Source organism: Sphingomonas sp. P4_G3, from assembly GCF_056401105.1.
Window position 1 is genome coordinate 1 of sequence record NZ_JBFUJZ010000003.1, and the last position, 14,289, is coordinate 14,289.

General features: G+C 62.7%; 11 protein-coding genes. 3 read left to right on the plus strand and 8 right to left on the minus strand.

Features of this window, described 5'->3' with window-relative positions; genetic code table 11:
- From AC1DQQ_RS08210 to AC1DQQ_RS08230, 5 genes are all read right to left on the minus strand, one after another.
- The coding region (locus tag AC1DQQ_RS08210; RefSeq protein ID WP_478044817.1) for a S8 family peptidase at positions 1-1,250 on the minus strand (1,250 nt) is incomplete at its 3' end.
- Positions 1,247-1,486 (minus strand): hypothetical protein, encoded by a 240-nt coding sequence (locus AC1DQQ_RS08215; RefSeq protein ID WP_478044818.1) that lies wholly within the window; start codon positions 1,484-1,486, stop codon positions 1,247-1,249. The genes AC1DQQ_RS08210 and AC1DQQ_RS08215, both read right to left, overlap by 4 nt.
- Positions 1,487-1,894: 408 nt before the next feature.
- Positions 1,895-3,118, minus strand: a complete 1,224-nt coding sequence (locus AC1DQQ_RS08220) for an NAD(P)/FAD-dependent oxidoreductase (RefSeq protein WP_478044819.1) — start codon at positions 3,116-3,118, stop codon at positions 1,895-1,897.
- A gap of 139 nt (positions 3,119-3,257) precedes the next feature.
- Entirely contained in the window at positions 3,258-5,705 is a 2,448-nt protein-coding gene (locus tag AC1DQQ_RS08225; protein WP_478039649.1) for a TonB-dependent receptor, read from the minus strand.
- A gap of 624 nt (positions 5,706-6,329) precedes the next feature.
- Entirely contained in the window at positions 6,330-7,478 is a 1,149-nt protein-coding gene (locus AC1DQQ_RS08230) for an LLM class flavin-dependent oxidoreductase (RefSeq protein WP_478032860.1), read from the minus strand.
- A gap of 291 nt (positions 7,479-7,769) precedes the next feature.
- Between AC1DQQ_RS08230 and AC1DQQ_RS08235 the strand changes: the two genes are divergently transcribed.
- Complete coding sequence (locus tag AC1DQQ_RS08235; protein ID WP_478044820.1) at positions 7,770-8,429, plus strand: TetR/AcrR family transcriptional regulator; 660 nt, start codon at positions 7,770-7,772, stop codon at positions 8,427-8,429.
- A gap of 23 nt (positions 8,430-8,452) precedes the next feature.
- Here the strand turns inward: AC1DQQ_RS08235 and AC1DQQ_RS08240 are convergent, their stop codons facing one another.
- From AC1DQQ_RS08240 to AC1DQQ_RS08250, 3 genes are read right to left on the minus strand one after another with little or no spacing between them, the layout of a single operon-like run.
- Complete coding sequence (locus AC1DQQ_RS08240) at positions 8,453-9,199, minus strand: SDR family NAD(P)-dependent oxidoreductase (RefSeq protein ID WP_478044821.1); 747 nt, start codon at positions 9,197-9,199, stop codon at positions 8,453-8,455.
- Positions 9,200-9,243: 44 nt separating this feature from the next.
- Positions 9,244-10,392 (minus strand): 3,4-dihydroxy-2-butanone-4-phosphate synthase, encoded by a 1,149-nt coding sequence (gene ribB / locus AC1DQQ_RS08245; RefSeq protein ID WP_478032864.1) that lies wholly within the window; start codon positions 10,390-10,392, stop codon positions 9,244-9,246.
- 25 nt (positions 10,393-10,417) lie between these two features.
- Positions 10,418-12,091, minus strand: coding sequence for a class I adenylate-forming enzyme family protein (locus AC1DQQ_RS08250; RefSeq protein ID WP_478044822.1), 1,674 nt, complete (start codon positions 12,089-12,091; stop codon positions 10,418-10,420).
- A 169-nt stretch (positions 12,092-12,260) separates the two neighbouring features.
- Here AC1DQQ_RS08250 and AC1DQQ_RS08255 point away from each other — a divergent pair, with 169 nt between their 5' ends.
- Positions 12,261-13,367 (plus strand): LLM class flavin-dependent oxidoreductase, encoded by a 1,107-nt coding sequence (locus AC1DQQ_RS08255; RefSeq protein ID WP_478044823.1) that lies wholly within the window; start codon positions 12,261-12,263, stop codon positions 13,365-13,367.
- 63 nt (positions 13,368-13,430) lie between these two features.
- Positions 13,431-14,288 (plus strand): crotonase/enoyl-CoA hydratase family protein, encoded by an 858-nt coding sequence (locus AC1DQQ_RS08260; RefSeq protein WP_478044824.1) that lies wholly within the window; start codon positions 13,431-13,433, stop codon positions 14,286-14,288.
- Position 14,289 lies beyond the last annotated feature (1 nt).

Here is a 14,289-nt window from a genome sequence, read left to right on the forward strand (position 1 = left end):
CCCGCGAGCCGGTGGTCGATCGCGCACGAGCAATCACAGGCCGGCGATGTCCCGACCAGGGTCGCGCAGGCGTCGATCGCGCCGCCCGCCATGCGGTTCAGCGCGATCCGTGTCGCGCGACCGCTGGACTGGCGCACCAGCGCGATCAGCCCGCTGACATGCGCGACCGCATAGGAACTGCCATTGACGAGGTACCATTTACCCCCCGGTTGTGTCGTCGGCACGTCGCGGCCGGGCGCAATGTACACGCGCGCGGGCAAAGACTGCAAAGATTCGTCGGCGACGGCGATGACGCCAGGCAAGGATGCGGGGAATCCGCCCTGGGGCAGCGACGGATCGAATGCCGCGACCACAGAGACGTTGCGCGCGAGGGCAAGGGCGATCAGCCGGGCGAGTAGCGGGTCTGCCGGCCCGGCGAGGCTGAGGTTGATCACCTCGGCATTGTGGTCGATCGCGAATTGCAGCGCGCGCGCCAGGCTGAGACTGTTGCAAAGCGTAGGGCCGGCGGCGGTCTGCCAGCACGCCCGCAACGCCATCATCCGCGCGTCGGGCGCGATCCCGGCGATGCCGATGCCGTTTCCCGCCTTGGCACCGACGATGCCGGCAACGCCGGTGCCATGCGCCTCGCTGGGGACGGTGCGGCGCCCGGAATCAGGATTGGCGACGAAATCGAGATTGGCGGTGAACTGGCCGGCAAGGTCGGGATGCGCAACGTCGATCTTGCTGTCGATGATGGCGACGGAAACGTTGCGGCCGGTGGCGATGCGGTGGAGGTCGGCGAGCCGCCAGGCGACGGCAGCGGGCTCTGCTCGGAAGAGAGGGTCGTTGAGCGCGGCCCCGGCGGGCGAGCCGCGCGCCTGGTACAGTTGCAGCGGCTGCGACCAGGCGACCCCCGGCTCCTTCGACACCTGGGCGATCGCCGCGTCGAGCGCCCTGCCATCGGGCACGCGCATGACATAGCAATCGACCCCGATCAGCGGCATCGGCCAGCCATCGACCAGCTTCAGCCCGTTGCGCCGCGCGATTCCTGCCGCCATGCGCCGCCGCGCGGCCATCGCCGTCGTGTCACCGTAACTGCCGCCATAGCTCCCGCCGGGCCGGTAATGCGGCGGCGCCATCTTGAGCATCACCAGGATCTGGCGATCGGCGTCGGCGGTCGGCCGCTCCTGCGTATGGCCCGGCGTCACCACGCCGAGCGCGGCGGCACCGCACAAGGCCAGGCAGAGCCGGAACCATCCGCGCCAGGTCATGGCTGCGATCCAGGGTCGATCGGCTCGGCCAGCACGACTTGCGGCGTGGCGCGGAGGCCGTCGATCGCCTGGCCCCGGCTATTGGGGGCGATCCGCACGATATAGGCGCCGCTCGCCGTCGGGCCGTCGACGACGCGCGCGAACAGCGCCATCTCGGCTTCCGATCCGCCGCTGCGCCCCCGCTCGCGCACCGCTATCAACCTGACCTCACCTTCACCATCCGCCGCCGCACCCATGATACCGGGTTTGTGCCGGAGCTACATCGGATAGTTCATGAGGCGATACGGCACTGTCAGACCAACGAGGGCAGGTAATAGCGGGCGCGGATGAGCCGCAAATCCAGAGCTCCGCGATGGACGAGCTAGGCAATCGAGACAAACGGGAGGTCGGGCGCCGGGCCAACAACAAGGTCGAAAATAGCCACCTATCCTTTCCGCGACGGGAGCGAACGATGCTCCGATCCCGACGAATAAAGTCGCTACAGAAGTTCGCTTCGGTCCATGCTAACGTCCACAACCATTTCCAGGTACAGTACCGAAAGCGCTTGGCAAACATCTGGGCGAAGCCGGTGAGCTTTCCTATCCGACCGTATAAATTCGGTTCCTCGAGACCGAGCCGCTGTATTGCCAAGTCATTCTGCCTGGCTAAGCGACTATCGCCTTCAGCGGGATCGAGACGTCCGCGAGGATTTCAGGGCTGGCGACAGCCCCGGTTTCCACAAGCTTGCGGCCCTGAACGTAGTCTCTGGTCGCGTTGACGCAGTCCAACGCAATCACCTTGCCCTTGCGAAGATGGACCACCGAAAAGCTGCCCGTCGCGGGTTCACCGCGCATGACGGCCAGATCGTGACCGATCGATAATCCGATCGTTTGAAGTTTGAGGTCGTACTGGTTCGACCAGAACCAAGGCACCGCTTCGTACGCCGTCGCCTCACCCAGGATCGTCTTGGCCGCGACCGTTGCCTGGTCGGTCGCATTTTGCACCGATTCGAGTCTCAATTCGATGCCCCCGGCAAAACGATTGGCGTGGAGCGCGCAATCGCCGACCGCATAGATGTCGGGAAGCGACGTGCGGCATTGTGCATCGACAAATACCCCGTTTCCACCCATGGCGCCTGCGGCGAGGAGCGGTTCGACCGCGGGGACAATGCCGATGCCGACCACGACCAGATCGGCGGCTACGACCGAACCGTCAGACAATCGCACTCCGGAGACAGCACCGTCGCCGACGATATTGTCGACCGTCACATCGAGGCGGACATCGATGCCGTGCGCGCGATGCTGGCCTTCATAGAAGCGCGACAAATCATGCCCGGCGACACGCGCCATGACGCGGTCGAGCGCCTCGATCAGCACGACCTTTTTGCCGAACTTCGCGAGCACCGCGGCTGCCTCGAGGCCGATGAACCCCCCGCCTATGACCGCGGCGTTCGTGACCGCCGGCAGTTCGGCCATCATTCGGTCGGCATCGGCGCGCGTCCGCACGGTATGCACCCCTGCCAGATCGTGGCCATCGCAGGTCAACCGCCGGGCTCTGCCACCGGTCGCCCAGACCAGACTGCCATAACTGATGTTGACGCCATCCGCCGTGGTTACCTGATGACCGACGGGATCGACCCGATCGACGCGGTGACCGAGCAGCATGTTGACGTCCCGTTCGATCCAGAAGCTCGGCTGGCGGATTAAGATGCGCTCGAACGACTTGTCGCCTGCGAGATACTCCTTCGACAGCGGCGGGCGTTCATAGGGAAGGTCAGGCTCGTCGCCGACAATGGCAATCGAACCGGCAAACTTGCCCTGCCGCAGCGCGATCGCCGCCTGTGCACCGCCATGACCGGCGCCGACAATAAGGACGTCATAGTGGGTCAAGAGCTTGTACCAGTGTCAATTTGAGGTGAGCCGCAGGTCCTGACGATCGCCCGGCCCTGCCCAACTATCTTGTTCACCTGAAAGAGCCGCAGAACGACCCGGCTCAGATACGTAGCCGAGCCGTTTTGCATGCTCGCCCTTAGAACTTGAACGAGAGTTCCGCTCCGATGGTGCGCGGCTCACCAACGATCACCGTGTTGAAGCCGCCCGAATTACCTTCGACATAGCCGGCTTGGTAATAGAGCCGGTTGAACACATTCTTGGCATAGACGGAGGCGGATAGCTTGCTTCCCAGAATGTCCTCCCAGCCCAGCCGCAGCGCCACCGTCGTATAGCCCTTTACCTTGGTCCCAGGCGTCAACGACTCGTTGTTGTTCGAGAAGAACGACGAGGATTGAGAGAAGGAGTCGGCTCGCAAATGGACGCGACCGTATCTATCGGGAACGGGCAGCGTCAGATCGGCGTATAGCGACCCCGATATGTGCGGCGCGTCGGGATAGGAATCGAACGGAACCGTATACCCCGGCACGCCGGTCTGCCGTGACAGATCGACAATGTTCCTGGTGTATTTCGCATCCGTATAGGCGCCGGAAAAGCCCAGTTTGAGCCAATCGACCAGGCTGATGTCGCCATCGACCTCGACGCCCTTGATCGTCGCTTGCGGGACGTTGACCGTAAAGGCGGAAGGTGCCCCGGCAACCACTGCGTAGATCGAATGCTGCGCATTGGTCACGATCTGATCGTAGAGCGCGATATTGAAATGGGCGCGCTTCCCGGCGACCGATCCGTTGAACTTATAGCCCAGCTCGAAATCGTGCGTGTATTCGTTCTTGAAGAAGTTCACGAGATTGTACGGTACGACGGCGCCGTTGAAATTGCCCGACCGGAAGCTGCCGCGCTGCGTGAAATAGATCTGGTTTTCCGGATTGAACTGCCACTGAAGGTTGAAATTCCAGCTCGGCGCTTGAAGATCCACCAGCTCGTGGGGGAAATTGGGCGCAAAGACGTGGTCCGCATAAGGCGTCTCCCCCACCGTCTCCCACGTATAGCGACCGCCCGCCGTGATGCTCAGGCCCCGGACCGCGTCGGACAGATCATAGGTCACCTGCGCGTAAAGCGCGCGCGACTCATCAGTGCCGCGGGTATGGTAAAGCACCTGGCCAAGCGGAGCGGCGAGTTCGCCACCGACGATGACCGGAATGCCTTCTTCCTTGGTCTGGTAATTGTAGAAACCGCCAATGATGAACTTCAGTCTGCCGTTGGCGGCCTGACCCTGGATCTGCATTTCTTCCGACAGGCTGGTGTTCCTGAAGAGTTCGCCGCCCGGCGGCCCCTTGAAGGCGCCCGTGGAGTTATAGAGATCGAGTGAGGCGAAGGGGGAGCCGCTCAAGATGCCCGGAGTCCTGGCGTAGCTGGACTGATATCCGAAGATATTCTTGAACGTCGTCGTGCTGTCCAGATTGATCGTGGTCGTGTTCTGCACGAAGTAATTGTCCGCGTCGTGCGGCAGGTCGTAGGACAGGTAGATGTCGTAGGGATGCGCTTTTTGATAAGCGAGATAGCCCGCCACGGCGCCCGGGAAGGTCCCCGGTCCCGGCGGGCCGTCGCCGACGCCCGGGAAGAAGCCGTTGCCGTACACCGTGTCGAGCGTCGTCGTCAGCGCATAGCCGTTGTTGGTCTGGCCGAGCTTGTAATAGGAATATAGTTGGCTCGCCGCCTCGTTGCCGCCGAATTTGCTATATTGGAACACCGTCACGTTCTTGATGTCGTTGGTCGGCTTGAACACCACCGAGATGCGACCGGATTTGTTGTCGATGTTGCCCAGCGTGCCGCCGGCAAGGCGGTTGCGCACATATCCGTCCTGGCGTTGATAATCGCCCGCGATGCGAATGAGCAGGACGTCGGAAATCAACGGGATGTCGACCGCGCCCTGAACCTGACGCAGGTTCCGCTCGCCGCCGCGGACGGTGAGATAGCCGCCAAAGTCATTGCCGGGCAGATTCGACGTGTACAGGACGGCGCCGCCCGTCGCGTTGCGGCCGAACAACGTCCCCTGCGGCCCTTTGAGGACCTGGACCGACGAAAAGTCATAGAAAGACGTCGCCGAATTGCCGCCGCCGAACGGAACTTCGTTCAGATACGTCAGCACGGCGGGACTGGCGCCGGAGAACGGGTCGAGAGTCTGTCCGCGAAGCGTGAAGCTCAATTGGTTCTGATTCTGGCCGTTCTTCACGACCAGGCCCGGCACGAGCGCGGCAAGATCCTGCTCTCTCGTGACGACGCGGTCGCGGAGCGTATCGCTGCTCAGCGCCGTGATCGACAACGGCACTTTCGAGAGCGATTCCTCGCGGCGGGTCGCGGTAACGATGATGTCGTCGGACGTAGGCGCTGCCACCTGATCTTTCGCGGCGGGCGCCGGCGCGGTCTGTTGCGACGGCGGGCTGGCCGGCGCTGTTGCTGGACTCGACTGGGCAAAGGCCGGCGCGCTGCTGATCGCGGCGAGCGCGATTGCCGCCGTCATCGTCGACGAGCGGAACTGGCCGGACAGGCGCCCCTTTTCCGATACGGATAGCGGCCGAAGTGTCATCGGAATGGTCCCTTCCCTGATCATCATGTCTCTCCTCGTGGTTCTTTTTTCTTTTTGGTCGGGCATCACGCGGTGCTGACTAGGTTCAGCAGCCCGGCTCGACCGCGCCTTCTGCGAGGCTCAATGGTGCGTTGGGGTTTTTGCCAGATCGGCGAAGCGCGATTGGGCCGCCGAGGCGAAAGCAAGTCGAAATGGCGGGCCGGATGACCCGGCACGGCCTCGACGCTTCAACTGCATCCTGCATGTCCTCTCCTGCCCGCAGCGCGGAATCTGGCGACGTTGGATCATCGACGGCGCCTTTAGCGCTCTTGGATGCTAGCCTAATCACAATTAGGCTAGTGCTGCAACAACTTTGTAGTTCGCCATGTATTTTCGGAGCAAAGGCGCGTAGACTTACCGCCGATAGCCGTCTCATAGGCGCACTAACTAGTTGAACTGCCGTATATTTCTTTTCAGATTTGGATCGGCGAGGCTACGCCAGAGCGCATTACGATGCGCGTCCATGGCCAGTCCGTCTCGACCATTTGCGTTGAAAACAGCTATTAGCCTGACGCTATGCTGCGCATCGGACGAGCGCTGGTTAAAAATGCGGAGCGCACCCCAGGGCGCGCTCCGCATGAGGCGTTAGGCGGCGACGCGCGCTGCCGATTGATCGGCAGTCGAGCCGGGCAAGCTGATCCGCGGGGCAACTTCGCGCGCCGCCAGTTCCAGCGAATGGAACCAGGGCGAGGGATCGTCGTAATAATCGTGGCTTTCGATCTGTAGCGTGCCCCAGCCGCCGACTTCAGCGAACAGGGTATTGATCTTGTCCACGACGGTGTCGGGCGAGCCGACCACGAACACGTGATCCACCAGGAATTCGAGATCGGCCTTGAGCGGATCGATCCCTGCGTCCTTGGCGAAGCCATCCATCATGCCGAAACGGCGCCAGATCGGGATGAGATATTTGTTGAAGCAATAGCCGATCGGCCCTTCCATCACTTCCTTCTTCGCCTCGGCATCTGTGTCGCCGACAAAGACTGTCTGCGATACGGCGTGGCGCTGGCGGTTGGGCGTGAACCCCGCCTTGATATTGGCTTCCGCGTAAATGTCCCAGTGGCGCTTGAGCGCCTCCTTGCCGGAAAAGATCGAGACCGGCTTGAAATTCTTCTCGCCCGCGAGCCGCATCGACGGCGAATTCGCGCTGAAACCGGTGACCGCGAACTCCGGAAACGAACCGCCCCAGGGCGCATAATTGGCGAGCTTATGCTGCTCGTCCTCCTCGGTCAGCGCCACCTCTTCCTCGGGGAATCCGGCATCCCAATATTTGCCCTCATAAAAGAAGGGCTCGCGCTTCCAGATCTTTTCCATGATCTCAAGCGATTCGCGCACCATCTCGTTGAGATGTTCGGTCTTCTGATCCTCGCCGCGGATACCATGCATGTAGGAAGCCAGCGGATACGCGCCGGCGCCGATCCCCATGAAATAGCGGCCTTCGAGGATCTGCGACAGCCAGCCGACCATCATCGCCAGCTTGGTCGGGTTATGGTGGGGCAGGATATGCGCCATTGGTGCGAACTTGATATTCTTGGTCTGCAGTGCGGCGGCCGCGATGATCAGCTCGGGATTGGGAATGTTTTCCCAGATCTGCGAGGCGTGCTCGGAGATCATCATCGAATCGAAGCCGGCCTTGTCGCTCGCGATCGAACTTTGCACACCCCATTCGAACGTCTGCCGCGCGGTCCGGCCGGGCCGCATATAGGGGTGGAAGATCAGTCCAGTTTCCATTGCCATAATCGCTCTCCTTGGGGGCCGTTTCAGGGGCGTCACGCGTGGCCCACGCCGGTCGTTCCGCCCGCGTTGGAGAGGATGATGTCGCAGCCGCAAAATTAAGTCAACCGTTTGAACGGTTGTCCGGTGCCAGGCATCACAAACTGAACCACGCGTTGAGCACGCCGCGTCGCGCCCTCCTCCGAGATTTTATCATTCGGCCCTATTTTGGTCCGCGCGCGGAGGAATCGACAACCGTGACGCCCACGCGTAGAATCAATGGAATCTAAAACATGTGTCTCAAGGAAGCCGAGCTTGACCGACCTCGCCGACCCCGTCGTCCAGGATAGCCCTGAGATCGACGGCAAGACCCGCATGATCCTCGTCGCCGAGGCGCTGTTCGCCGAGGGCGGGATCAACGGCGTTTCGATGCGCGAGATCGCGTCGAAAGCGGGGCAAGGGAATCATTTCGCCGTCCAATATCATTTCGGATCGCGCGAAGGGCTGGTCGAGGCGATCTTCGACTATCGCATGGAGCAGATGGAGCCGATCCGCGCCCGGATGCTTGCGGCGGCCGAAGCGAAGGGCCGCCTGATGGACGCGCGCGCGCTGCTGGACATGGTCTATCTTCCGCAGCTCGAACTGCCGGATGGCGAAGGCCATCATTCCTATGCCGGCTTTCTCAGCCAATATCTGATGCGCAGCCGCTCGCACCGCTTTGGCGACTTCGGCGGCGCATCGCATCCGCATCTCGCGCGGATTTTCGACCTGCTGCGCGCGCGCCTCTCGTATCTGCCCGAGGATGTCGCGCAGCGCCGCCTCGTCACGGCGAGTTTCATGTTCCTCGCGATCCTCGCGCGATACGAGACGTTCGAGACGCGCGCACCGGGCGAGGAGAGTTTCGAGGCGGCGCTTGACGACACGATCGACCAGATCGTCGCCTGCGTCTGCGCGCCGCTGCGTCTGCGCGATTAACTTCCGGCAAGGCCGCCCGCGAATTATTGCGCGAGCATGCCCGCATCGACGAGGTGCTCAGAACCAGTGATGTACGACGATTCGTCGGATGCCAGGAACAGCACGAGGTTCGACACTTCCTGCGGATCGGCGATCCGGCCGAGCGGAATCAGCGACAACGCATCGCCGCCTTCCTCATCAGTCGCCTCGACCATCATCGGCGTCTGGATGAATCCCGGATGGACCGAGTTCACGCGGATGTTGTGCGGGCCGTATTCGATCGCCGTCGCCTTGGTCATGCCGCGCACCGCGAACTTGCTGGCGACATAGGCCAGGCTCGGAAAGCCGTAATTGGCGGCGATCCCGGCGATCGACGAGATGTTGACGATCGATCCGTGGCCGGCCTTCAACATCGACGGCAGCACTGCGCGCATGCCGTAGAACACCGAATGCTGGTTGATCGCGCAAACCGCGAGATAATCCTTTTCCGTAAGATCGGCGGTGCGCGCCATCGCGCCGAGGATGCCGGCATTGTTCACCAGCACATCGACCGGGCCGAACGCGGCTTCGGCCTGTTGGACGACCACCTCCCATTGCGCGAAATCCGTCGCGTCCTGCTCGATGAAGAGCGAGGTTTCGCCGAGTTCCTGCTGCAATGCGCGTCCGGCGTCGGCGCGCAGATCAGTCATCACCACTTTGGCGCCTTCGCGCACGAACGTGCGGGCATGCGATTCGCCCATGCCACGCGCGGCGCCGGTGACGATTGCGACCTTGCCCGATAGTCTGCCCATCTGATCTCTCCTCGTGATTGCCGTTGTCGAAACTGGTGTCGCGGTCACGCGCCGCCGACCGCCGCGACTGATCGTGCGCCGGCCGTCACCCGTTCGTCGGGAATCGGTTGACGCCCGACCACGCTGAGGCCGAAGCCTTCAAGCGCGGTCAATTTGTCGTTGCTGGAGGTGAGCAGGACCATCTCCTGCACCCCGAGATCGCGCAGGATCTGCGCGCCAACGCCGTAATCCCGGATCGCATGGGTTTCGTGATAGGCGCGGCGCCCGCCGTTGACGCGCGCCGCGATCGACGTCGGATCGGGATCCTGGACGAACACCGCTACTGCCGGCCCGTCATGCGCCGCGATCGCTGAAAGTGCACGCGGCACATAGTCGCGCCGCGCCAGCGACCAACCGAGCAGATCGGCGGTGAGATCGACCTGGTGGACGCGCACCAATGTCGGTTGGCCGGCATGGATGTTGCCGCGCACCAGCGCGATATGTTCGCCGCCATCGATGCTGTTGCGATAGACATGGATCGTGAAGTCGTTGCCGTAGACGGAGTCGAACGGCGCGGTCGCGACTTCGGTTACGATCCGCTCGGACCGTCGCCGATAGGCAATGAGGTCGGCGATCGTGCCGATCTTGAGGCCATGTTGCTGCCCGAACTGGATCAACTCGGGCAGCCGCGCCATCGTGCCGTCGTCGTTCATCACTTCGCAGATCACGCCCGCGGGATTGAGCCCGGCGAGCCGCGAGATATCGACCGCCGCCTCGGTATGGCCGGCGCGGACGAGAACGCCCCCTTCCCTCGCCACGAGCGGAAAGACGTGGCCCGGCGAGACGATATCGCGCCTGCTTTTGGTCGGATCGATCGCGACTGCGACGGTATGCGCGCGATCCTGCGCGGAAATCCCTGTCGTCACGCCTTCCCGCGCCTCGATCGAGACGGTGAAGGCCGTGCCATGTCCGGACTGGTTGTTGGCCGTCATCGGCGGCAGCTCGAGTTTCCCGGCGCGCGCCTCGGTGATTGCCAGACAGATCAGCCCGCGCGCATGGCGCGCCATGAAGTTGATCTGGCTCGGCGTTGCGAACTGCGCGGGGATGATGATGTCGCCTTCGTTCTCGCGGTCATCCGCATCGACGAGAATGTACGGCAGGCCATCGCGGGCATCTTCGAGAATGGCCTCGATCGTCGAAATGTCGGCGTTCATTGATTGCGCTCCCCATAAAGCCGGGTCATGCCGCGGCACCCGCCGCCAGCAGCCGCTCGGCACGATCCTTGAGCAGGTTTTTCTGCACCTTGCCGGTACCGGTCTTGGGCAATTCGGCGGTGTCGATGAACCAGATGTCGCGCGGCATCTTGTAGCCTGGCAGACGCTCAGCGAGGTACGCGGTGATCTCGGCCACGCTGGGCGCAACCGGGTCGGCGGAAACCAGCCAGGCGCAGCCGCACTCGCCATAGCGATCATCGGGCATGCCGATGACATAGGCTTCGCGGATCGCCGAATGCGTGGTGATGACTTCCTCGACCTCCTTGGGAGAGACGAGTTCGCCGCGGCTCTTGAACAACTCCCTGATCCGGCCGGTAAGCAGCAGATTGCCGTCGTCGCGGAAGTAACCGAGGTCGCCGGTGCGGAGCCAACCGCCCTCGGCGAACAACGCTGCGGTATCCGCCGGTCGATCGAGATAGCCCAGGCTGTTCATCGGCCCGCGCGTCCAGATTTCCCCCGGCGCCCCCGACGGGCTGTCCGCGCCGCTCACCGGATCGACGATGCGGAATTCGGCGATGTCGCCGCCCCGTTCCGCTATGCCCGCCACGCCACCCTTCACGATGATACCTTGCGTCGTCGCGACAACCTCCAGATCGTCGCCGGGCTGCGTGCAGATGATCGTCGCAGTTGCCTCCGTCTGGCCATAGCTGGTGAAGATTTCACCACAGCCGAACACGTCCTGGATACGCTGCCAGACCCAGCTCGGCGTCGGTGCGGCGGCGCTGTGGATTGCCGTCAGCGAGCTGAGGTCGAAGCTTTCCTGTTCGGCGATCTCGAGCATCGCGACGGTCATCGTCGGCACGCCCATCAGATAGGTCGCGCGGTGCCGACCTATCCCCGTCAATATGGCGCGTGGGTCGAAGCGCGGCAGCGGTACGATCGAGCCTCCGACGACGATGCCCGACAACAGGCCGACGACGAGACCGAAGCCGTGATAGAGCGGCAATGAGAAGATCGCGCGACGCCCGTCCTCGAACGCCTGATGATGGGCGCCGGCATAGGCGGCGCGGAGCAGATTGTCATGCGTCAGCATGACGCCTTTGGGGCTGCCCGTCGTCCCCGACGTGTACATGATCACCGCCGGAAAGCGCTCGGCGTCGACGGGGCCCGCAGGCTGGATCGTCGTCACGGCATCGATCGCCGCGACGAGATCGGAGCTTGCCGGGGTTTCGGGATCATAGAACAGCAGATCGACGCCAGCAGGCAGGATCGTCGGTATCTCCTTGGCGTAATCGCGCTTGAGAAACCCGGTCATCGCGATGAGCAATCGCGGCGCCGACTGGGCAAGCACGAACCCGAGCTCTTCCGACCGGTACAGCGTGTTCAACGGCACCGCGGTAGCCTCTGCGCGCCAGATGCCGAACAGCAATGCCACGGTGACCGGATAATTGGCCATCAGCATCGCGACCCGGTCACCCGGCTTGATGCCGCGGTTCCGTAACATCTGCGCGATGCGCGTGGCCGCGGCATCGACCTCGGCATAGCTCATGACACTGTCGTCGGTGATGACGAGCGGGCGGTCGGCAAAGTCCGAGGCTGCCCTGGCGAGATATCGGTCGAGCGACATCGGCATCCACGCGGGATGTCGGCGCTCCATGCTGGCGCGGCGTTCGTCGACGCTGGCTATCGCCGATTCCATCAAGCCTCTCCGTCCTCAACCTAATGCATATTATTCTGCCCTAGCTGCTCGCTGGTCAAGGGCTTCGGCAGCAACTACACATAAAATCAACGCTTGCACGAAAGGGGCTTGCGTTCCTAACCTAATGACCATTAGGCTAGCTCGACAATATGAGCAAGGGATTAGGACGATGGACGTCGGGCTTGGCCTCACCTTCCAGAATTTGCGCGACAAGCTGTCCGACAAGGAAGTCTATCGCCACCAGCTGAAGATGGCTGTCGACACCGAGTCGCTCGGCTTCGACTCAGTGTGGACACCGGAGCATCATTTCACCAATTACAACATGACGCCCAACGTGCCGCAGTTCCTGTCCTTCGTCGCCGGCCAGACCAAGCGCATCAAGCTTGGCACCACGGTGTGCGTGCTGCCGTGGCAGGATCCGGTGCGCACCGCAGAGAACTTCATCCTGCTCGACTATTTCTCCGAGGGTCGGGCGGTACTAGGTATCGGCCGCGGACTTGGCGCTTCCGAATTCGCGGGCTTCAACGTGCCGATGGGCGAATCGCGCGGCCGCTTCACCGAATATGCCGAAGCCGTGCTGACCGCGCTCGAAACCGGCATAATGGAATATGACGGCAAGTATTTGCGGCAGCCGCGCGTCGAGCTCCGCCCTCGCCCTTATGAAAGCTTCCGTGGCCGCACCTTCGCGTCGGCAATCTCACCGGAATCGGTCAATCTGATGGCCAAGCTCGACGTCGGGTTGATGGTCATCGCACAGAAGCCGTGGGACAAGGTGGCGGAGGATCTGGAGAGCTATCGTCAGCTGTTCCTGAAACAGAACGGGGCGCCCGCGCCGAAGCCGGTCTTCGCGGTGTTCATCGCCGTGCACGAGGATCCCGCGGTCGCGCAGGAGATGCGCGACCAGCACATCCAGGCCTATACCCGATCGACCTCGGACTTCTACCAGTTCGCCAATGCCGGGTTCGCCAATATCGAGGGCTATGAATATTATGGCGGACTGGCCAAGAATATCGCCAAGCACGGGTTGCACAAGTTCAACGGCTTCCTGGCAGATCTGCAAGTCTGGGGGACGCCCGACGAGGTAGCCGAGAAACTCGCGGCGATGGTCGAGGAGTTCGATATCGGCAGCTTCATCACCTATTTCCAATATGGCGAAATGCCGCAGGAAATGGGTCGCGCGAACTATGAGTTGTTCGCCAGGAAGGTGCTCCCGAAACTCAAGGACATCGACACGAGCGCGCCGCGCATGGCCGACAGGGCGCATTCCGTCGTGTGACGGGGAAATGATCGTGACGCGCGGCGCTCGAGACTGCTCGCACGATGGGATGAGGAAGCAGCAATGGTGAGCGACGACCGCTACACATTCATCCGCTACGAACTCGCCGACGGGCGAGCGCGGATCACGCTGAACAGGCCCGACAAGCGTAACGCGCTGAACGAGGAATTGCTCACTGAACTCCACGAGGCCTTGTGGGAGGCCGACGAGGATAATCGTGTGCGCTGCGTGATCCTTGCCGCCGCCGGCCCGGACTTCTCGTCGGGCTACGACCTGCAGCGGTACGACCGCCCGGTCGCGCTTCAAGTGGAGCATCGCCGCGGTCGAGCGAAGTTCGACGACGACGCCTGGCATCAGGAACGCCTGCAGCGCCTGCGCATGGCCTTGTTCGACATGCACAAGCCGGTCATCGCCCAGGTTCAGGGCCGGTGTCTCGCCGGTGGAACCGACCTCGCCTTGCTGTGCGACATGATCATCTGCGCCGATGACGCGAGCTTCGGCTTCCCGCCGGCGCGTTCGCAAGGCTCGCTGCCGAGCAACATGTGGCTGTACATGGTCGGCCCGCAATGGGCCAAGCGCCTGCTGCTCACCGGCGATCTGATCGGCGGGCGCGACGCGGCGACGATCGGGCTGGTGCTGAAAGCTGTCCCTGGCGATCAGCTTGTCGCCGAAGTCGAGGCATTGGCCGACCGGCTCGCGTTGATCGACGCCGATCTGCTCAGTGCGAACAAGCGCATCGTCAATATCGGGCTCGAATTGATGGGCGCGCGCACGCTGCAGCGGATGGCGGCGGAAATGGATGCGCGCGGGCATCTCGCCGACAGCCGTTCGGCGTTCAATCGCACGGTGCGCGAACAGGGTCTCAAGGAAGCGGTGAAACAGCGCGACGCGCCGTTCGGTACCGGACGCGTGGAACTATAGA

Bases quoted from the DNA above. Each gene is read 5' to 3' on its own strand.
- AC1DQQ_RS08215 (WP_478044818.1), bottom strand. From the start codon at position 1,486: ATGGGTGCGGCGGCGGATGGTGAAGGTGAGGTCAGGTTGATAGCGGTG.
- AC1DQQ_RS08225 (WP_478039649.1), bottom strand. From the start codon at position 5,705: ATGACACTTCGGCCGCTATCCGTATCGGAAAAGGGGCGCCTGTCCGGC.
- AC1DQQ_RS08230 (WP_478032860.1), bottom strand. From the start codon at position 7,478: ATGGCAATGGAAACTGGACTGATCTTCCACCCCTATATGCGGCCCGGC.
- AC1DQQ_RS08240 (WP_478044821.1), bottom strand. From the start codon at position 9,199: ATGGGCAGACTATCGGGCAAGGTCGCAATCGTCACCGGCGCCGCGCGT.
- ribB (WP_478032864.1), bottom strand. From the start codon at position 10,392: ATGAACGCCGACATTTCGACGATCGAGGCCATTCTCGAAGATGCCCGC.
- AC1DQQ_RS08250 (WP_478044822.1), bottom strand. From the start codon at position 12,091: ATGGAATCGGCGATAGCCAGCGTCGACGAACGCCGCGCCAGCATGGAG.
- AC1DQQ_RS08255 (WP_478044823.1), top strand. From the start codon at position 12,261: ATGGACGTCGGGCTTGGCCTCACCTTCCAGAATTTGCGCGACAAGCTG.
- AC1DQQ_RS08260 (WP_478044824.1), top strand. From the start codon at position 13,431: ATGGTGAGCGACGACCGCTACACATTCATCCGCTACGAACTCGCCGAC.